Here is a 20242-nt window from a genome sequence, read left to right on the forward strand (position 1 = left end):
CCCGCGCGGCGTGCCGCGCCGCGCGCGACGTTACGCGACGCGCTCGTCGCCCGACGCCGACGAATCCTCGCCGCTGCGGCGCTCCGCCGGCGCGGGCAGGTGCCGGCCGTGCTGCTTCGCGAGCAGGTCGCGATAGAGGCCCGGGCGGCTGCGCAGCACGTCGGGGCTGCCGTCGTCGATCACCTTGCCTGCGCTCATCACGATGATCCGGTCGAAGTTGCGCAGCGTCGACAGCCGGTGTGCGATCGCGATCACGGTGCGGCCCGTCATCAGCCGGTCGAGCGCCGCCTGGATCGCTTCCTCGGATGCGCTGTCGAGCGCCGACGTCGCCTCGTCGAGGAGCAGGATCGGCGCGTTCTTCAGGATCGCGCGCGCGATCGCGATCCGCTGACGCTGGCCGCCCGACAGCTTCACGCCGCGATCGCCGACGATCGTCTCGAAGCCTTCCGGCATCGCCTCGATGAACTCGGTGCAGCGCGCCTCGCGCGCGGCGGCGAGCACTTCCTCGTGCGTCGCGTCGGGGCGGCCGTACGCGATGTTTTCGTAGATCGACCGGTGAAAGAGCGAGATGTCCTGCGGCACGAGCGCGATCGACTGGCGCAGGCTCTCCTGCGTGATCGAGCCGAGGTCCTGGCCGTCGATCCGGATCGCCCCTTGCTGGATGTCGTAGAAGCGCTGCAGCAGCGCGAGCACCGTCGACTTGCCCGCGCCCGACTTGCCGATCAGGCCGACGCGCTGGCCGGGCTCGATGTGCAGGTCGAAGTGGTCGAGGATCGACCGGCGGTGCGGATACGCGAACGTCACGCGCTCGAAGTCGACGCGGCCGCCGCGCGGCGCGAGCGCGACGGCGTCCGAGCGGTCGGGCATCCCGTGCGGCTCGAGGAGCGTCTTCACCGCTTCGGCGAGGCGCGCGACGTGCTGCGTGACGTCGACGAGCGCGACGGCGAGGTCGCGCGTGCCGTGCAGGATCGTGAAGCCGAGCGAGCTGACGAGCACGATGTCGCCCGACGTCGCGCGGCCCTGGTCCCACAGCCACAGCGCCCAGCCGAGGAGGCCCGCCGACAGCATCGCGGTGATCACCGCGTGCAGGAGGCGCAGCTTCTCCAGATAGAGCAGGCTCTGCTGGCGCGCGTCCATTTCGGCCTTGACGGTCGCGCCGAAGCGCTTCTGCTCGCGCAGCGTCATGCCGAACGCGCGCACGAGCCCCATGTTGCCGATCACGTCGACGAGCTCGCCGTCGACGGCCGCCGCTCTCGCGGCGAAGCGGTGGTGGCGCACCGAGCCGCGCCTCGCGAGCTTGAACAGCACGATCGCGAGCACGGCCGAGCACGACAGCAGGCCGAGCGCCATCAGCGGATTGACGACGATGATCATCAGGATCGCGCCCATCACCGCGATGCACGGCGGCAGCACGTTCCACGCCATCGTGTTCTCGGCCGTGTAGATCGCGTTCGACGTCGCGGTGATCCGGCTCGCGAGCGTGCCGGGCTGCTTCTCCGCGTAGTAGGTCGGCGAGTGGCCGCTCAGATATTGGAACAGGTCGCGGCGCAGGTCGCCCGTCACCGCGACGAACGTGTGCGCGGCGACCCAGCCGCCGACGCGCCACAGCAGGTTGTCCGCGGCGATGAGGCCGACGAGGAGCGCGAACGCGCCCCAGAGCGGGCCCGGATGATGGCGGCCGGCCGCGAGCACGTCGATCAGGTGCTTGATCGCATATTGCGAGCCGAGCGCGCAGCCGACCGCCGCGAGCACGCTCACGAGCACGATGACGTGCGCGACGGGATGCAACCGGATGTAGCGGAACAGGAACGCGAGCGGCCGATCGGCGTAGCTCGCGAGCTTCGCGTTGTAGGCGTTGCGCTGGGCAGGGTTGAGAGCTTCCAAAATCAGTGCGTGTGGTGAAACGAGGGTTGAACGCCGCGCCCGAACGTCGCGCCGAGAAGCAGGCGAAAGCCGGCATTGTAATCAAGCCGGTGCGTCGCGCTGCGCCCGAGTTGCGTAACGCCGGGGGTATGCGACTCATTTTGGGATAAAATTTTGCGTCTTGTGGCGCGTTCCTCTCGTCGTTCGACGAAAACCGCCGCGCGCACGGCCTGTCCGCGCATGGAGCGGGGCAGACGCAACTACTCTAAAACGGTCTTCAGGTCAGGAGATTGGCAAAGTGTTGCGTCTTTGTAACAACGTAAAGACTTTGAAATGTTGTGCGCCGCACTGTCCGCGACACCCGATAATCGACCTCGGGTTTGCCCTTAGGTGTTTTACTGGAACCTGTCAACGGATTTTCCGCTGAAACGTTAATTGCGCGTGCGGCGCGGCCTGCGAGGCAACGCAGCTTCAGTGTCGCGAGCCGGCTCGCCGGACGTCCAACCGACGTCGCGGCGGCGTTCGGCAGGCGGGCGATCGACCCGCTGCTTTATTTTTTGCCGATTTTTTAGGAGTTGCACATGCGAATCGCTCAAATCGCTCCGTTGCACGAAGCGGTTCCCCCGAAACTGTACGGCGGTACCGAACGGGTGGTGTCCTATCTGACCGAGGCGCTCGTCGAGATGGGGCATGACGTCACGCTCTTCGCGAGCGGCGATTCGCAGACCTCCGCCAAGCTCGAGGCCGTGTGGCCGCAGGCGCTGCGCCTGGATCCGACGATCCGCGACGTGATGGCGCCGCACATGCTGCTGCTCGAGGAAGTCCGCCGCCGCGCGGACGAATTCGACGTGCTGCACTTCCACATCGACTACTACCCGTTCCCGCTGTTCTCGCGCCAGCCGGTGCCGCATCTGACGACGCTGCACGGCCGTCTCGACCTGCCGGAGCTGCAGCCGATCTTCAACACGTTCGACAACGTGCCCGTCGTGTCGATCTCCGACAACCAGCGCGTGCCGCTCCCGCAGGCGAGCTGGCTGTCGACCGTCTATCACGGCCTGCCGGAAAACCTGCTGAAGCCGATCCCGGACGTGAAGCCGGGCTATCTCGCGTTCCTCGGCCGCATCTCGCCGGAAAAGCGCGTCGACACGGCGATCCGGATCGCCGAGCAGGCCGGCATGCCGATCAAGATCGCGGCGAAGCTCGACAAGGCCGACCGCGCGTACTACGAAGAGAAGATCAAGCCGCTCTTCTCGCTGCCGCACGTCGAGTACATCGGCGAGATCAGCGAAGCCGAGAAGGCCGAGTTCCTCGGCAACGCGCACGCGCTGCTGTTCCCGATCGACTGGCCGGAGCCGTTCGGCCTCGTGATGATCGAGGCGATGGCGTGCGGCACGCCCGTCATCGCGTTCAAGCGCGGCTCGGTGCCTGAAGTGATCGACAACGGCGTGTCGGGCTTCGTCGTCGAGGACGAGCTGTCGGCCGTCGCCGCCGTCAAGCGTCTGCACACGCTTCCGCGCGAGCGGGTGCGCGGCGCGTTCGACGCGCGCTTCACGTCGAAGGTGATGGCGCAGAACTACGTGAAGGGCTACGAAGAGTTGCTGCGCCAGAAGCGCCGCACCGTGCTGCGCGAAGTCAACGCAGGCTGACGCGTCGCGTCTTTCCCGCGCAAGGCCGCGCGGGGCGCGCTCGAGCGCCGCACGCTTCATCGATGCCCCGCCCGGGTCCACCGGGCGGGGCATTTTGCATTCGGGGCCGGGTTCCCGGCCGATCCGGGCGTGCGCCCGGCATCTGTTGTATCCGCGCCGCGCCGCCGCGTTCCGAAACGCGGCAAACCGGCGATTTGCGGCGCGCGGGCATCAGCCGACCTAGTAATGTCCCTATAATGGCCGTGCCGTAAAATCAGGCCCCGGCAAGGCCGTCAAGAGGAGAGAGCTTTGGCGAGAACGAAAACCACGCGCGCGAATCCGGCTCCCGGCTCGGGCGTCATTTTCGCGTTGCGAGCCATCGGTCTCGTGCTGCTCGCCCGCTGGCTCTTCTCGATGTCGCTGATGGGCTATCGCGCGTCGCTGTCGGCGATGGCGTCGTCGCCGTGGGCGTGCATCAACGTCGTCCTCATCTTCCTGCTGCTCGTCCTTCCCGGCGCGCAGGCGCGCGCCGAGCGGCCGTTCCATCCGCTTCCGCAATGGCTGCGCCAGGCGCTGCGCTTCTTCGCGTTGCTCGGCTTCCTGTTCGCCGTGTGGTCGGTCGGCGTGTTCGCATGGGCGGCCGGCTGGCGCCGCGCGCTGCACGCGCTGACGGTCAGCAACGGCTGGCTCGTCGCCGCGCCCGCGCTCTACGCGGCCGTCGTCTGGATGTGCCGGCCGCGCGCGCTGTGGCGCACGAACGTCGCCGCGCGCCGCTACGCGATCGGCCGCTATGCGATCTCGCTCGATACGCTGACGCGCACCGTCGTCGTCTGGATGGAAAGCCGCAAGGTCGGGCAATACGACGCGCGCGAGCTGTCGGTCCGCTGGCCGAAGGGCGCCGCGCCTCGATCCGCCGACGCGCAATCCGTCGCGCCTCGGTCCGCCGCGGCCGCCGCCGCGCAGCCGAACGGCCGGCGGTTCGCGCGACCGAAGATCGAGCTGCTGTGGGATTCGCCCGCCGCGGTCGGCCATAACCGCCAGATCGTGATGCGCGCGCCGCTCGCGACGGAAGGCGACCGCGTCGCGGCGCGCGCGCTCGACGCGTCGCTCAAGCAGATCGCGTGACGCCGGCGGGCCGGCTCGTGCCGCCGCGTTCGCTTCGCCGACACCAGGAGGACCGATGTTGACCGTTCGATGGTTGCTCGCCGCCGTTCATCTGCTCGCGTTCGGTTTCGCGCTTGCGTCGATCGCCGCGCGCAACCGCGCGCTGCGCCGCGTCGCCGCGTCGCGGCAGTCCGCCGATCTGCCCGACGTGTTCCGGGCGGACGCGATCTGGGGCGTGTCCGCGCTCGTGCTGATCACGACGGGCATCGTCCGCGCGTTCGGCGGTTTCGAGAAGGGCGGCGAATACTATCTGCACGCGCCGCTCTTTCATCTGAAGATGGGGGCGCTCGCGCTGATCCTCGTGTTCGAGCTGGTTCCGATGATGGGGCTCATCCGCTGGCGCGTCACCGCGCGCCGCGGGATGCTGCCCGACCTCGCACGCGCGCCCGCGTATGCGCGGATCGGCCATGTGCAGGCGGCGCTCGTCGTCGTGATCGTGTTCGCCGCGGCCGGGATGGCGCGCGGCGTCGGGCTCTGACGGGCGACAGGCATCGCGCATGCGCGGCGGCCGTCGCGCGCGCGGGGCCCGCGCGACGATGCGTCGCCGACGGCTGATGCACCGATGCGCGCGACCATCGACACATCGGGTGTCGTGCGTCAACCTTTCCCGTGTGCGCGACGGCGGCCGCCCGCAAGGCGTTGCGCGTGCGTTTGCGCGTGCGAGCCGGATGGGCGCCGGCGTATGACGCGACGCACGCTGAATTGCTGCCGCGCCCGCTTGCCGCTTCACACGTGGTCGCCCGCGCCGCGCGGGCTTCCTCCTTTACACGACGTTCTTCTCGACGATCGGCCGTCCTGCCAGCACGCGCTCGAAGCCGAGCGGCGACAAGTCGAGCGAAGCGTACCGTCCATGCAGAATCAGCTCCGCGACGCCGCGCCCCGTCGCCGGCCCTTGCTGCAGCCCGTGCCCCGAGAAGCCGTTCGCGAAGATGCAGTTGTCGACATCCGGATGCGGCCCGATGATCGCGTTCTGGTCGAGCACGTTGTACTCGTAGTAGCCGGACCAGCTGCGCGCGACCCGCAGCGCTTCGAACTGCGGCACGCGTTGCGCGAGCGTCGGCCAGATCAGGTCGTCGAAGAGCGCGTGGTCGACGTCGTCGAGCGGCAGATCGTCGAAGTCGCGCTCGGGCGGCGGCGCCGCGCCGCAGATGAACGACGCGCCTTCCGGCCGGAAGTAGACGCCGCTCGGATCGACGACGAGCGGGCAGCGCGGCAGCACGGCCGGCGACGTCACGTTGAAGATGCTGCGGCGGCGCGCATGGACGGGCAGGTCGACGCCGACGAACGCCGCGATCGTGCGCGCCCACGGCCCGGCCGCGTTGACCATCGCGTCGCAGTCGTATGCGTGGCCGTCGCCTGCCAGCAGTTGCGTGACGCGGCGTCCGTCGACGCGCGCGCCCGTCACGTCCGCGCTCACGTACTGCGCGCCGAGCGCGCGCGCCTTCTTGCGCAGCGCCTGCACGAGCCCGTAGCCGTCGAACCAGCCTTCGCCGCGTTCGCCGTAGCAGCCGGCCGCGAGATCGTCGGTGGAAAGCCACGGGAACGTCGCGGCGAGCGCGTCGCGGGGCAGATAGCGGATCTGCGCGCCGAGCGACGTCTGCAGCGCGTGGTTCTCGCGCAGCGTCGCGTCGCCCGCCGGCGTCGCGAGAAACAGGTAGCCGCCTTCGTGCAGATCGATCGACGGGCGCTCGCCGTCGACCGCGAGCCGCTCGCCGAGCGAGCGCAGGAACTCGATTCCGAAGAGCGACATCCGGATCGACAGCGGCGTCGAGAACTGCTGGCGGATCGACGCCGCGGACAGCGCGGACGATGCGCGCGCATAGGTCGGATCGCGCTCGATGACGGTCACGGAGATGCCGGGGTCCATCGTGCGCAGGAAATAGGCGGTTGCGCTGCCGATCACGCCGCCGCCGACGATGACGACTTTCGAATGCATCGAAACTCCATGGGATGGGCGCGATGCGCGCCGGTCGGAAGAAGGGCCGCGCGCGTGCAGCGCGTCGCGTGCGGCCCGCGGAAATCGGGGCGGCCGATCAGCCCCCCTTCGTGACGATCGTCTGCCACGCGCCGTTCTTCACCTGATAGAGCGTCGACATCCCGCTCTTCAGCGAGCCGTCGCCCGCGAACGCGATGCGGCCGGTGATGCCCTCGAAGTCGATCTTCTTCAGCGCGGGCTGATAGGCGCCCGGTTCGGTCGAGCCCGCCGCCTGCATCGCCTTGATCGCGGCCCACGTCGCGTCGTAGCCGAACTGCGCGTACGACAGCACGTCGACGCCGAATCGCTTCTTGAAGCGCGCCTCGAAGTCCTTGCCTTGCGGCAGCTGGTCGAGCGGCCGGCCGTATTCCCACGCCATCGCGCCTTCCGCGGCGGGGCCGGCGATCTTGATGAACTCGGCGTCCTTCACGCCGCCGCCGCCGACGAATTGCGCGGCGAGGCCCAACTGCTTCATCTGCTTGATGAAGTTCGCGGCGAGCGAATCGAGGCCGCCGAAGAAGATCAGATCGACGTTCTTGCTCTTCAGGCTCGTGATCTGCGCACGGAAGTCGACGGCCTGGTTGCTCGTGTATTCGCGCGCGACGATCGCGCTGCCCGCGGCCTTCACGGCCTTGTCGAATTCGTCGGCTTCGCCCTGGCCGAACGCGGTGCGGTCGTCGACGATCGCGATCCGCTTCGCCTTCGACACGTCGACCGCATAGCGGCCCGCGTTGCCCGCGTTCTGGCCGTCGGTCGCGATCACCATGAACACGTTCGCGAGCCCGCGCGACGTGATGACGGGATTCGTCGCGGCCGGATCGATGACGGGGACGCCCGCCTTGTCGTAGACGACCGACGCGGGAATCGTCGTGCCCGAATTGAAGTGGCCGACGACGACCGACACCTTCTTGTCGACGAGGCTCTGCGCGGCCTGCACGCCGATCCGCGGATCGGCCTGGTCGTCCTCGACGACGAGCTCGAAGCGCGCGGGCTTGCCGGCGATCTTGATCTTCTGCGCGCGGGCGTCGTCGAGCGCGAGCTGCACGCCGTTTTGCAGATCCTTGCCGTAGCCCGCGTTGACGCCCGTGAGCGGCGCGGCGAAGCCGACCTTGACGGGCGTGTCGTCGGCGGCGCGCGCGGCGCCGGTTGCACCGCACGCGAGCGCGGCGGCGAGGGCGAGGGAGGGCAGTGACGAGCGGAGTCTCATGTTCATTCCTTTTAGGCGATGCACGAACGGGACGCAAGAAGCGTTGATGCGCGATGCCGATGGCGCTGCGGGCGTTGCGCGAGCGGCGACGGCTATCCGATTTATAGAAGGCCAAATTGGACGAGTCTTGTTGATTTGCGGCGCATCGGATGCGGATTTGCGCATAGCCGTACGGAGGCGCGAGAGGTCGGCGAGCGGCGGGGAAGCGTGGATTCTGCAGACTGTTGGCGAAGTTCGGCGCGCGCGTGCGCGAGCCGGTGCGTGGCGCATTGCAGCAGAAGTGGACGACGCGATGTCGGGCGGTTGGAAGCGGTGGGGGATGTTCGGGTATGAAAGGCCGCAGTCGGTCTTGCTCAGCGCGAGCAGGGCGGATGATCGACGCTGGATGGCCGAATGCCGAATGCCGAATGCCGAACGCTGGATGAGCGATGAGCCATTTGAGGCGCGGGACGCCAAGCGGCGAGACCGCGCCCGCGCGACATGCCGCGTAGCGAAGGGAATGCGACAAGGCGTCTTCGCCGGTGTCGCCGATTTCGCATGACGTGCCGCCCGCGCGCGGTGAACCGACGAAAGTGAGATGGGGCGAGACGCGCCGTGCCGCGCGCGTCTCGCCCCTTCGATTGCAGAGTCGTCGGGCGAGCGAAGCGCCGGTCGATCACACGGCCGCGCGACCGGCCGCCGCGCAGCCGGACGATCGCCTGCGCACGCCCCGCGCGTCCCGCGCGCCGCCGAAGCGGCGCGCGCAATCGCACGAGGCGACGCTCAGACCGTCGCGATCAGCGGATCGCTCATGCTCGGCCGGCCGGTCTCGACGTGCCCGGCGAAGCGGCGCAGGAAGCCGTTCGGCGTGCCGTCGGAGACGGTCAGGTCGTACCAGCTGTGGCTGTCGCGCAGATCCCAGTAGTCGTTGATCCGCTGGCCGGGCTTCAGCTCGTAGACGCGCGGGCTGTCGTTGCCGTACGCGTTCGCCACCGTGAGCCGCACCGTCGCGCGGCCGCGGTTCGACAGACGCAGCGTGATGTTGCCGTTCGCGACGTCGTAGCCGTAGATCACTTCCGGGTTCGCGGTGATGCCGAGCGCCGCCGCGGTCGAGCCGCGGAATTGGCACAGGAAGCCGTTCGGGCCGTACACGGTCAGATCGTAGAGGCTGAGCGTGAGCGCCGTGCTCCATTCGTCCGACAGACGCTTGCGCGCTTCGACCGTGTACGCCCACGGACCGTCGATGCGATTCGCGGCCGTCACCTGGAACGCCGCGCCCGCGCGGCCCGTGTTCGCGAACGTCAGCTTGAACTTGCCCGTCGACGCGTCGATGCGGCCGAACGCGAACAGCTCGTACGGCAGCGCGCGAGCGGCGCGCAGGCCCGCTTCCTGTTTCGGCATCGACTGCGCGACGGGCGGCACCGGCACGTAGCTCGGATGGCGGTTGCGATCGGGCGGCGCGTAGCCGCTCGTGTCGGGCAGTTGCGGCCAGCTGCCGTCGGGGCTCGAGAAGTTGAACGCGGACGTGAGGTCGCCGCACACCGCGCGGCGCCACGGCGTCACGTTCGGCGCGCGCACCGAATAGCGGTCGTTGAAGCGCGCTTCGATGAATTGCAGCAGCGACGTGTGATCGAACGTCTGCGAGCAGACCCAGCCGCCCTTCGTCCACGGCGACACGACGAGCATCGGCACGCGCGGCCCGAGCCCGTAGGGCCCGGCCATGTGCTTCGCGTCGCCCGGGAAGATCTCGCCCGCGGTCGACACCGTCGACAGCCCGTTGTCGCGCGATTGCGGCGCGAACGGCGGCGCGACGTGATCGAAGAAACCGTCGTTTTCGTCGTACGTGATGAAGAGCGCGGTCTTGCTCCACACGTCCGGGTTCGACGTCAGCACCTTCAATACCTGCTCGACGTACCACGCGCCGTAATTCGCCGGCCAGTTCGGATGCTCGGAATACGCTTCCGGCGCGCAGATCCACGACACCTGCGGCAGCGTGCCGTTCTTCACGTCCTGCTGCAGCACGTCGAAGAGGGTGCCGCCCGCGCTCACGTTCGTGCCCGTGCGCGCCTTGTCGTACAGCGGGCTGCCCGGCTGCGCGTTGCGGTACTGGTTGAAGTAGAGAAGCGAGTTGTCGCCGTAGTTACCGATGTACGGATTCTGCGTCCAGCCCCACGCGCCCGCGGCGTCGAGGCCCGTGCCGATGTCCTGATAGATCTTCCACGATACGCCCGCCTGTTCGAGCGTCTCCGGATACGTGCTCCAGCCGTAGCCGGCTTCTTCGTTGCCGAGCACGGGGCCGCCGCCCGCGCCGTCGTTGCCGACGTAGCCCGTCCACATGTAGTAGCGGTTCGGATCGGTCGAGCTCGGGATCGAGCAATGGTATGCGTCGCAGATCGTGAACGCGTCGGCGAGCTGGTAGTGGAACGGGATATCGTTGCGTTCGAGGTACGCCATCGTCGTCGTTCCCTTGTTCGCGATCCAGCGGTCGCAGCGGCCCTTGTTCCAGGCGCCGTGCGTGTCCTGCCAGCCGTGCGGCAGGTCCTGCAGGAACTGCATGCCGAGATTGGACGCGTCCGGATGGAACGGCAGCAGCTCGGCCGGACCGAGGAGCACCGGCTGATGGAACACCGACTTGCCGTTCTGCATCGCGAGCGGGCGCGGATCGCCGAAGCCGCGCACGCCGCGCAGCTTGCCGAAGTAATGGTCGAACGAGCGGTTTTCCTGCATCAGGATCACGACGTGCTCGATGTCGCGGATCGTGCCGGTGCGGCGGTTCGCGGGAATCGCGAGCGCTTCGCGGATCACGGGCGGAAAGAGCTGCAAGGCGGCGGCACCCGCCGTGCCGGCGGCGAGGCGCAGAAAGTCGCGGCGATTCTGATTGGTCATGTTGTCGCTTCCTTGTCTGGAGTGGGGCAAGACCGCCGGAGCGGCAGCGGCCGAATGGAAGTTGGTCGCGATGCGTGATGCCGTCTTGCGCGGCAGCGCCGCCGCGCAACGCCGCCGGGAGGATATCGGGGAAACGGTGTCATTCGGATGAACGCGCGCCGATGCGCGTACGGATGCCGGATCGCGCGCTCGACTGCGACGACGCGCGCCGGATCGACGCGGCGGATGCGGCGACCGGCGGCGAGCGGTTCGGCGGCGTGGCGCGAGCGGGCCGGCGACGAGCATGGCCGAGGCCGTGAGGGTGGCGAGGGAGGCGATTGCGGCGGCGGCCGCGACGATGGTGAGGATTGCGGGGACAGCGAGAACTGCGAGAACTGCGAGAACGCTCCCCGCCGCCGCGGTCGAGGGAGAAGCGCGCGAAAGCGCGTGCGAATCAACACGCGGACGGGCGCGCGCGCCGCATCAATCCGCGCCCGTGACCCAGGCGCCGAACCACTCGCTCGGCTGCGCGATCTCGTCCTGCGCGGCGACGAGCTCGAGCTCGTAGCGGCGCGCGTCGTAGGTCGCCTTGACGACCGCGTGCACGGCGGCGAGCGTGTGCTCAAACGCGGCGCGCACGCTGTCGCCGCGCAGTCGCCGCGCGACGAAGACCGCGCTCGTCAGGTCGCCGACGCCGACCGGATGCCGCGGAAACGCATACAGCGGACGCTGGCCGATCCACGCTTCGGTCTCGGTGACGACGAGCATGTTGAAACGGTCGGCGGGGCTGTTGCGGTCGTGCAGGTGCTTGACGAGGATCACCTGCGGGCCGCGGCGGATGATCGAGCGGCATGCTTCGACGGCCTCGGCGACCGTCTCGATGCGCTGCCCCGCGAGCTTCTGCAGCTCGCCGTGATTGGGCGCCATGCCGTCCGCTAGCTCGGGCAGCTCGGCGACGATGAACTCTTCGACGCCGGGCTCGGGCCGGATGCCGCCCGTCTGTCCCATCGCGGGATCGCAGAAGTACCACGCGTTCGGGTTCGTCGCCTTCACGGTGCGCACGATCTCGACGGCGGCGCGCGCCTGCGCGGGCGAGCCGAGGAAGCCCGAAAGGACCGCGTCGCAGCGCTTCAACGCGCCGATCGCGGCGATGCCGTCGACGAGCTGCTCCATCTTCGCCGCGTCGATCGCGCTGCCCGCCCAATGACCGTACTGCATGTGGTTGGACAACTGCACGGTGTTGAGCGGCCAGACGTTGACGCCGAGCCGTTGCATCGGGAATACCGCGGCGCTGTTGCCCGCATGGCCGTAGATGACGTGCGACTGGATGCTGAGGACGTTTTTCATGATCGAGTGTGCCTGCACGCGGCCGGCTCGTCGGACTAGTCGAAAGATACATGACTTTCCCGCATTAGCGGAAACATCTGGTAATACAGTATCGCGGGTGTCGTCAATCCGTCGAAAGTAAAATTGCGCGCGGCTTGCGCGGATGTCTGGCTTGCCGTTTCCTTCTCTCTTTTCGGCTTCGACGATGTTCCAGATTCGCATAGTGTGGTTCGCGCGGCTCGCCGCGATATTTGCGGCCGCTGTCGCGGCGATGACGATGCCGGAGGCGTCGGCGTTCGCGGGCTCGCCGGGCGCCGCGTCGTCGGTTGCCGTTTCAGTTGCCGCTTCGGGCGCCGCTTCGGCTACCGCCGCGCCGCAGCCGAGCGCTTCGCCCGCCGTCGCCGCGTCGACGGGCGCGGGCGCGGGCGCGAAGGCCGGCGGCCCGGCGTACGGCGCGGAGCTCGAAGGCTTCGCGTACGCGTATCCGGTGCGTCGCTACGCGTTCACGTCGCAGCGGCAGACGCTGCAGATGGCGTACCTCGACGTGCGCCCCGAGCATCCGAACGGCCGTACCGTCGTCCTGCTGCACGGGAAGAACTTCTGCGCGGGCACGTGGGAGCAGACGATCGACGTGCTGACGAAGGCGGGCTACCGCGTCGTCGCGCCGGACCAGATCGGTTTCTGCAAGTCGACGAAGCCCGCGCGCTATCAGTACAGCTTCCAGCAGCTCGCGCACAACACGCACGCGCTCCTCGAATCGATCGGCGTGAAGGACGCGACGATCGTCGGCCATTCGACGGGCGGCATGCTCGCCGCGCGCTACGCGCTGATGTACCCGAAGGACACGCGGCAGCTCGTGCTCGTCAATCCGATCGGCCTCGAGGACTGGAAGGCGCTCGGCGTGCCGTCGCTGCCGGTCGACTACTGGTACGCGCGCGAGCTGAAGACGACCGCGGACGGCATTCGCCGCTACGAGCAGCGCACGTACTACGCGGGCGAGTGGTCGCCCGCGTACGAGCGCTGGGTGCAGATGCTCGCCGGCATGTATCGCGGGCCGGGGCGGGATGTCGTCGCGTGGAATTCGGCGCTCGTCTACGACATGATCTTCACGCAGCCGGTGGTCTACGAGTTCGGCGCGATCAAGGTGCCGACGCTGCTCCTGATCGGCGACAAGGACACGACCGCGATCGGCAAGGACGTCGCGCCGCCCGACGTCCACGCGAAGCTCGGGCGCTATCCGGCGCTCGCGAAGCGCACGCAGGCGGCGATTCCGGGCGCGGTGCTCTACGAATTCCCGTCGCTCGGCCACGCGCCGCAGATCCAGGATCCGGCGACGTTCCACAAGGCGCTGCTCGACGGGCTCGCGAACGTGAAGCCCGCGCACGCGACGCACGCGGCGAGCGAGTAGGCATCGCCGCGGGATGACGCGAGGTTCGGCGGGGCGGGGATGGGGGCGCGTTCCCGGTTCGCGTCCGCGTCCCGACTGTCCGGGCATCGCCGCGCAGTCGTTCGTCGTTCCGATGCGAGGGCATTCACGCGGCGGCGTCCGTATTCCTGCGCGATGTATTTTCGTATCGGTATCGGTATCGGTATCGACGCCGCCGTCATATCGCGCCGCATTCGCGCCGCCGCGGCACGTCAATCCGCCACGCCGCCGCTTCCCCCGTCATCAACCCGCCGCTTCGTCGCGAAGCTCGTCGCGCACCTGCGCGGCGATTTCATACGAACGCAGCCGCGCGCCGTGATCGTGGATCTGCGCGGCGACGATCAGCTCGTCCGCGCCCGTCTGCGCGATCAGCCGCCGCAGCCGCTCGCGTACCGTGTCGCGCGAACCGATCGCCGCGAACGACAGCGCGTGCGCGACGTTGGCGAGCTCCAGCTCGGTCGCGCCGAGCGCGTCGAGCGACTCGACAGGCGGCGGCAGCTGCCCGGGCGTGCCGCGCCGCAGGTTCAGGAACTGCTGCTGCAGCGACGTGAAGAGGCGCCGCGCTTCGTCGTCGGTGTCGGCGGCGAACACGTTCACGCCGACCATCGCATACGGCTTCGCGAGTGCGGCGGACGGCCGGAACTGCGCGCGGTACACGTCGAGCGCGCGCATCAGGTAGTCGGGTGCGAAATGTGACGCGAACGCGAACGGCAGCCCAAGCATCGCGGCGAGCTGCGCGCTGAAGAGGCTCGAGCCGAGCAGCCAGATCGGCACGTCGAGCCCCGCGCCCGGCACCGCGCGCACGCGCTGGCCGGGGACGGGCGCGGCGAAGTAGCGCTGCAGCTCGACGACGTCGTCCGGGAACGAATCCGCGCTGCCGATCAGATCGCGCCGCAGCGCGCGGGCCGTCGTCTGGTCGGTGCCGGGCGCGCGCCCGAGGCCGAGATCGATGCGTCCGGGATAGAGCGACGCGAGCGTGCCGAACTGCTCGGCGATCACGAGCGGCGCGTGGTTCGGCAGCATCACGCCGCCCGAGCCGACGCGGATCGTCTGCGTCGCGCCCGCGACGTGGCCGATCACGACCGCGGTCGCCGCGCTCGCGATGCCGGGCATGTTGTGGTGCTCGGCGAGCCAGTAGCGGCGATAGCCGAGGCGCTCGGCGTGCCGGGCGAGATCGACGGAGTGGCGAAATGCCTGTGCGGCGTCGGCGCCGGCGGGAATCGGCGCGAGGTCGAGGACGGAAAACGGAATCATGGCGACGTGAAGACCGGTGGCATAGGGGACGGAACGCGGGCCGACGCGCATGCGGCGCGGCCTGCCGATGATGCGTGCACGCAACAGACGCCGTCGATTGTGCCAAAGCGTTCCGGATCGCGTCGGCGGCCGAAAGATGTCCCTGCCGGCGACAGGGGCGAGCGCAGGCGTCAACGTGACGCGGCGCGGCGCGAAAGATTGTTCTGTAATAGACTGTAATCACGAGAAATCTGATGAAATCTGCACCGATTTGGCTGGAGTATTTCATCTGGTACAAAAATCCACAGAAACCCTTACGTTTTGGACGGCGTGCGTCCTGCAAAGCGCTTACGCTAATACAAGGGCAATTGCGTGGAAATTGACCGCATCTGCGTGGATCTGCCGTTCAGCAACAGTGCTTTTCGGCACGCGCGGCAAGCGTTGTCCGCGTGTCGCTGCTAAAATTCGCGGCCTACACACCAATCGCGCTCACGGATTCCGTTCTATTCTCCCTGCGCTTGCCGCGAAAAGTCGCACGAGGAGCCTCGGGATAGCGGCCGCACGGCCGGTTCCGGTGCGTTGCGCGTCGTTGAAAGTGCAAGTAAGAGGAGTTGGGATCGTGTTCGAAATCGTCCCCGCCGAAACATCGCGTTCCCGTTTTGTCTGCCGCCCGATCGCTCGGAGGCGCGCGGCATGACGGGATCGCTTTCCATTGTCGAATGGGCGCTGCTCGCGCTCACCTGCGCGTCGTGCGGCTACGCGGTGCTCGCCGCGTTCGCGCCCGCGCCGCGCGTGCCGCGCACGGCCGCCCGCGACGGCTTCGAGCCCGTCAGCGTGCTGAAGCCGCTGTGCGGATCGGAGCCGCATCTGCACGAGAATCTCGCGACCTTCTGCGAGCAGCGGCACCCGCGCTACCAGTTGCTGTTCGGCGTCGCGTCGGCCGCCGATCCGGCCGTCGCCGTCGTGCGCCGGCTGCAGGCCGACTACCCCGACAGCGACATCGAGCTCGTGATCGACGCGCGCGTGTACGGCTCGAACCTGAAGGTCAGCAATCTCGTCAATCTCGCCGAGCGCGCGCGCTACGGCCGCATCGTGATCGCCGACAGCGACATCGCCGTCGAGCCCGATTATCTGACCCGCGTGACGGCGCCGCTCGCCGATCCGTCGGTCGGCGTCGTCACTTGCCTGTATCATGCGCGCAGCGTCGGCGGCTTCTGGACGCGGATCGGCGTGCAATTCGTCGATGCGTGGTTCGCGCCGTCGGTCCGGATTACCCATCTCGGCGGGTCGAGCCGCTTCGGGTTCGGCGCGACGCTCGCGCTGACGCGCGCGACGCTCGACGCGATCGGCGGCTTCAAGGCGCTGAAGGACGAGCTCGCGGACGACTACTGGCTCGCCGAGTTGCCGCGCCGCCTCGGGCTGCGCACGGTGCTCTCCGAGGTGAACGTGGCGACGGACGTCGCGGAGCCGTCGTTCGCGCCGCTGTGGCTGCGCGAGACGCGCTGGCTGCGCACGATCCGCTCGCTGAATCCGGCTGGGTTCGCATTCCTGTTCATCACGTTCACCGCGCCGTGGCTCGCTATCGGCGCGGCGCTCGCCGCGTGGCTCGGCACGACGTCGGCGGCGGGCGCGACGGCCGGCGCGGCGGCCGCGATCGGCACGGTCGCGCGGCTCGCGCTGCATGCACGCGGCTCGGCCGGCTGGCGCGCGTTCTGGCGCGATTTGCCGGTCGTGCCGGTGCGCGACGCGCTGCTCGCACTCGAGTGGCTCGCCGCCGCGTTCGGCACGCAGGTCGTGTGGCGCGGCGCGCGGATGACGGTCGTCGGCGGCGATGCGCGCGCGACGGTCGTGGAGGCGGGCGACGGGCGCTGAAGGGCGCCGGACACATACATGGGATGCGCGGGCGGCGACAGGCGGCCCGCGGTTTTCGAAACGAAACATTTGCACTCGAACGAATTGATATCTATGCAGCAGGCTACCGGAGCATTCATGAAAACGCTGTTCTTGCAGGCCCCGTCGTACGACGGCTTCGACGGCGGCGCGGGCTCCCGCTATCAGGCGAAGCGCGAGATCCGATCCTTCTGGTATCCGACGTGGCTCGCGCAGCCGGCCGCGCTCGTGCCGGGCAGCCGCGTCGTCGACGCGCCGGCCGACGGCCTGTCGGTCGAAGCGACGCTCAAGATCGCGAAGGACTACGATCTCGTGATCATCCACACGAGCACGCCGTCGTTCCCGACCGACGCGATGTTCGCGGAAGACCTGAAGAAGATGAAGCCGTCGATGCTGGTCGGCATGGTCGGCGCGAAGGTGGCGGTCGATCCGCACAACTCGCTGACCGCGACGGAAGCGATCGACTTCGTCTGCCGCGAGGAATTCGACTACACGTGCAAGGACATCGCCGAAGGCAAGCCGTTTTCCGAGATCCTCGGGATGAGCTACCGCGCGAAGGACGGCTCGATCGAGCACAACGGCCCGCGTCCGATGATCGAGAACATGGACGAGCTGCCGTTCGTCGCGCCCGTCTACAAGCGCGATCTCAAGATCGACAACTACTTCATCGGCTACCTGAACTACCCGTACGTGTCGATCTACACGGGCCGCGGCTGCCGCTCGAAGTGCACGTTCTGCCTGTGGCCGCAGACGGTCGGCGGCCATCGCTACCGCACGCGCTCGGTCGAGAGCGTGCTCGCGGAAGTGAAGTGGATCCGCGACAACATGCCGGAAGTGAAGGAGATCATGTTCGACGACGACACGTTCACCGACTTCAAGCCGCGCGTCGAGGAGATCGCACGCGGGCTCGGCAAGCTCGGCGTCACGTGGTCGTGCAACGCGAAGGCGAACGTGCCGTACTCGACGCTCAAGATCATGAAGGAAAACGGCCTGCGCCTGTTGCTGGTCGGCTACGAATCGGGCGACGACCAGATCCTCCTGAACATCAAGAAGGGCCTGCGCACCGACATCGCGCGCCGCTTCAACGAGGACTGCCGCAAGCTCGGCATCAAGATCCACGGCACCTTCATCCTCGGCCTGCCGGGCGAGACGAAGGACACGATCAAGAAGACGATCGAGTACGCGAAGGAAATCAATCCGCACACGATCCAGGTGTCGCTCGCCGCGCCGTACCCGGGCACGCGCCTCTACGAGCAGGCGATCGAGAACGGCTGGCTCGCGGAGAACAAGACGATCAACCTCGTCAGCAAGGAAGGCGTGCAGCTCGCCGCGATCGGCTATCCGCACCTGTCGCGCGAGGAGATCTACCACCACCTCGAGCACTTCTATCGCGAGTTCTATTTCCGGCCGTCGAAGATCTGGGAAATCGTCCGCGAAATGCTGACGAGCTGGGAGATGATGAAGCGCCGTCTGCGCGAAGGCGTCGAATTCTTCCGTTTCCTGCGCGCGCATGAGGCTTGAACGGTGGCGGGTCCCGACGCGGCGCCGCGCGCGCTGATCTTCACGGCGGACGATTTCGGCCTGCATCCGCGGGTCAATGCGGCCGTCGAGCGCGCGCACCGGGACGGTGTGCTCGCGGCCGCGAGCCTGATGGTCGGCGCGCCCGCCGCGCGTGATGCGGTCGAGCGCGCGAAGCGCCTGCCGTCGCTCGCGGTCGGCCTGCACGTCGTGCTCGCCGACGGGCCCGCGACGCTGCCCGCAAGCGACATCCCGGCGCTCGTCGGCCCCGACGGCCGCTTCGGCGACGCGATGGCGAAGGACGGTTGCCGCTTCTTCTTCCTGCCGCACGTGCGCGCGCAGCTGCGCCGCGAAATCCGTGCGCAGTTCGAAGCGTTCGCGGCGACCGGGCTCACGCTCGATCACGTGAACACGCACAAGCATTTCCATCTGCATCCGACCGTGCTGTCGATGATCATCGACATCGGCCGCGAATTCGGGCTGCGCGCGGTGCGACTGCCGTACGAGCCGTCGACGCCGTTCTGGCTGAAGCCGTGGATCGGGCTCGTGCGCGCGCGGCTCGATCGCGCGGGGATCGCGCACAACGACTACGTCGTCGGCATCGAGCACACGGGCGCGATGGACGAAGCGGTGCTGCTCGACGCGCTCGCGAAGCTGCCGGGGGGCGTCGGCGAAATCTACTGCCATCCGGCGGAGGCGGGCGACGGGCCGGTCACGCCGTCGATGCGCGACTACCGGCCGGCCGACGAGCTCGCCGCGCTGCTGTCGCCGCGCGTCGCGGCCGCGGTGGAGGCGGCGGGCGTCGCATGCGGCGGCTTCGCCGACGTGTTCGGCGGCGGCGCGCGTGCGCGCATGCCGCGCGGCGCGCGGATCACCGGAGCGCAGCCGTCATGACCCGCTGGATCAAATGGCTCGGCTGGCCGCTCGGGATCGCGATCCTGCTCGCGCTCGTCGTGCACGAGGGTGTCGGCGACGTCGTTCGCGTGATCGGCCAGGCCGGTTTCGCGCTGCTGTGGCTCGTGCCGTTCCACGGGCTGCCGCTGCTGCTCGACGCGCACGCGTGGCGTCTGCTGCTCGACAAGCGCGCGTCGCTGCCGTTCCTCTGGTGGATCGCGACCGTGCGCGAGGCGGTGAACCGGCTGCTGCCCGTCGTTGGCGTCGGCGGCGAGATCGTCGGCATCCGGCTCGCGCGCTGGCGCGTGCCCGACGCGAGCCGCGTGACGGCGTCGGTGATCGTCGAGGTGCTCGTGACGATCGCCGTCCAGTACGCGTTCGCCGCGCTCGGCCTCGTGCTGCTCCTGATCGCGACGCAGGAGAGCGTCGGCGCGAGGACGATCGGCGTCGCGCTCGTGCTGTCGCTGCCGATGCCCGTGCTCGCGTTCGTGCTGATGCGCCGCGGCGGAGTCTTCCATGCGATCGAGCGCTTCGCGAGCCGGCTGCTCGGCGATTCGCACCGGCTGCTGCAAGGCGTCGACGGCAAGCGCCTCGACGCCGACATCGACGCGCTGATGTCGCGCGCGGGCCTGCTGTTCCGCGCGTTCTTCTGGCAGCTGGCGGGCTATGTTGTCGGCGCGCTCGAGATCTACTGGGCGCTCGCGCTGCTCGGCCATCCGGTGTCGATCGGCGGCGCGGTCGCGATCGAGGCGATGACGCAGGCGGTGCGCCACGCGGCGTTCATGGTGCCGGGCGGCCTGGGCGTCCAGGAGGCGACCGTCGTGCTGCTCGCGCAGATGTTCGGCGTCGACCGCGAGACGGCGCTGTCGCTCGCGCTCGTCAAGCGCGCGCGCGAGCTGCTGTTCGGCGCGCTTGCGCTCGGCTCGTGGCAGCTCGTCGAGTTGTCGCGCACGCGGCGGCGGATTCGCAACCATGCGCGGCGCGCGGCCCGCGTGGCGGCCGCCGGTGCACAGCGCGAGCGCGAGGTCGAATCGTTGCCATGACGGCGCGGTTGAGCGGCGGGGCGCTTTTTCTTCGGGATGTTGGCTCGCCGATCTAATGATTCGCTGATCTGGCGGCTCGAAGGCTCGAAGGCTCGAAGGCTCGAAGAGGCCGACCGCGGGCCGCTGCGCGCCGAGCGCCGCGCCGCACGAGGCGGCGACACGGCGCGCATGCTTCGAGCGCTGCGTCGAGTCCCGCTTCGGCGCACGACAGCCGCAGTGCGGTATGCTTGCGCG

General features: G+C 68.8%; 14 protein-coding genes. 8 read left to right on the forward strand and 6 right to left on the reverse strand.

Annotated elements, in window-relative coordinates:
• Positions 1–30: 30 nt before the first annotated feature.
• Positions 31–1884 (reverse strand): ABC transporter ATP-binding protein, encoded by a 1854-nt coding sequence (locus BG90_RS13365; RefSeq protein WP_010105298.1) that lies wholly within the window; start codon positions 1882–1884, stop codon positions 31–33.
• Positions 1885–2444: 560 nt separating this feature from the next.
• Between BG90_RS13365 and BG90_RS13370 the strand changes: the two genes are divergently transcribed.
• The 3 genes from BG90_RS13370 (at position 2445) to BG90_RS13380 (ending at position 5130) form a co-directional block, all read left to right on the forward strand.
• The gene (locus BG90_RS13370; RefSeq protein ID WP_010116343.1) at positions 2445–3509 is read left to right on the forward strand and encodes a glycosyltransferase family 4 protein; all 1065 of its coding nucleotides are present in this window, start codon (positions 2445–2447) and stop codon (positions 3507–3509) included.
• Between the two features lie 288 nt (positions 3510–3797).
• The gene (locus BG90_RS13375) at positions 3798–4613 is read left to right on the forward strand and encodes a hypothetical protein (RefSeq protein ID WP_010116342.1); all 816 of its coding nucleotides are present in this window, start codon (positions 3798–3800) and stop codon (positions 4611–4613) included.
• Positions 4614–4668: 55 nt separating this feature from the next.
• On the forward strand, positions 4669–5130 hold the full coding sequence (locus BG90_RS13380) for a DUF2214 family protein (RefSeq protein WP_010116341.1): 462 nt from the start codon (positions 4669–4671) through the stop codon (positions 5128–5130).
• A 285-nt stretch (positions 5131–5415) separates the two neighbouring features.
• Here BG90_RS13380 and BG90_RS13385 read toward each other — a convergent pair whose 3' ends face one another.
• From BG90_RS13385 to pdxY, 4 genes are all read right to left on the reverse strand, one after another.
• On the reverse strand, positions 5416–6588 hold the full coding sequence (locus tag BG90_RS13385; RefSeq protein WP_010116340.1) for an NAD(P)/FAD-dependent oxidoreductase: 1173 nt from the start codon (positions 6586–6588) through the stop codon (positions 5416–5418).
• Between the two features lie 97 nt (positions 6589–6685).
• Positions 6686–7834: a branched-chain amino acid ABC transporter substrate-binding protein gene (locus BG90_RS13390; RefSeq protein WP_025989922.1), complete on the reverse strand. Its 1149-nt coding sequence runs from the start codon at positions 7832–7834 to the stop codon at positions 6686–6688.
• Between the two features lie 762 nt (positions 7835–8596).
• Entirely contained in the window at positions 8597–10699 is a 2103-nt protein-coding gene (locus tag BG90_RS13395; protein ID WP_010116338.1) for a phosphocholine-specific phospholipase C, read from the reverse strand.
• A 462-nt stretch (positions 10700–11161) separates the two neighbouring features.
• Positions 11162–12025: a pyridoxal kinase PdxY gene (pdxY, locus tag BG90_RS13400; RefSeq protein ID WP_010105273.1), complete on the reverse strand. Its 864-nt coding sequence runs from the start codon at positions 12023–12025 to the stop codon at positions 11162–11164.
• 184 nt (positions 12026–12209) lie between these two features.
• Between pdxY and BG90_RS13405 the strand changes: the two genes are divergently transcribed.
• Positions 12210–13412, forward strand: coding sequence for an alpha/beta fold hydrolase (locus BG90_RS13405; RefSeq protein WP_025989921.1), 1203 nt, complete (start codon positions 12210–12212; stop codon positions 13410–13412).
• Between the two features lie 261 nt (positions 13413–13673).
• Here BG90_RS13405 and BG90_RS13410 read toward each other — a convergent pair whose 3' ends face one another.
• Positions 13674–14684 carry an LLM class flavin-dependent oxidoreductase gene (locus BG90_RS13410; protein WP_010105266.1) on the reverse strand — a complete coding sequence of 337 codons (1011 nt, stop codon included), beginning with the start codon at positions 14682–14684 and terminating at the stop codon, positions 13674–13676.
• 672 nt (positions 14685–15356) lie between these two features.
• Between BG90_RS13410 and hpnI the strand changes: the two genes are divergently transcribed.
• From hpnI to BG90_RS13430, 4 genes are all read left to right on the forward strand, one after another.
• Positions 15357–16535, forward strand: a complete 1179-nt coding sequence (gene hpnI / locus BG90_RS13415; protein ID WP_045568163.1) for a bacteriohopanetetrol glucosamine biosynthesis glycosyltransferase HpnI — start codon at positions 15357–15359, stop codon at positions 16533–16535.
• Between the two features lie 117 nt (positions 16536–16652).
• Positions 16653–18074, forward strand: coding sequence for a hopanoid biosynthesis associated radical SAM protein HpnJ (hpnJ, locus tag BG90_RS13420; protein ID WP_025989920.1), 1422 nt, complete (start codon positions 16653–16655; stop codon positions 18072–18074).
• Positions 18075–18077: 3 nt separating this feature from the next.
• Positions 18078–18965 (forward strand): hopanoid biosynthesis-associated protein HpnK, encoded by an 888-nt coding sequence (gene hpnK, locus BG90_RS13425; RefSeq protein ID WP_010116332.1) that lies wholly within the window; start codon positions 18078–18080, stop codon positions 18963–18965.
• Positions 18962–20008, forward strand: a complete 1047-nt coding sequence (locus BG90_RS13430; RefSeq protein WP_045568164.1) for an HpnL family protein — start codon at positions 18962–18964, stop codon at positions 20006–20008. Before hpnK ends, BG90_RS13430 begins: the two co-directional genes overlap by 4 nt.
• Positions 20009–20242 lie beyond the last annotated feature (234 nt).

The sequence above is a fragment of the Burkholderia oklahomensis C6786 genome, from assembly GCF_000959365.1.
Lineage (GTDB): Bacteria > Pseudomonadota > Gammaproteobacteria > Burkholderiales > Burkholderiaceae > Burkholderia > Burkholderia oklahomensis.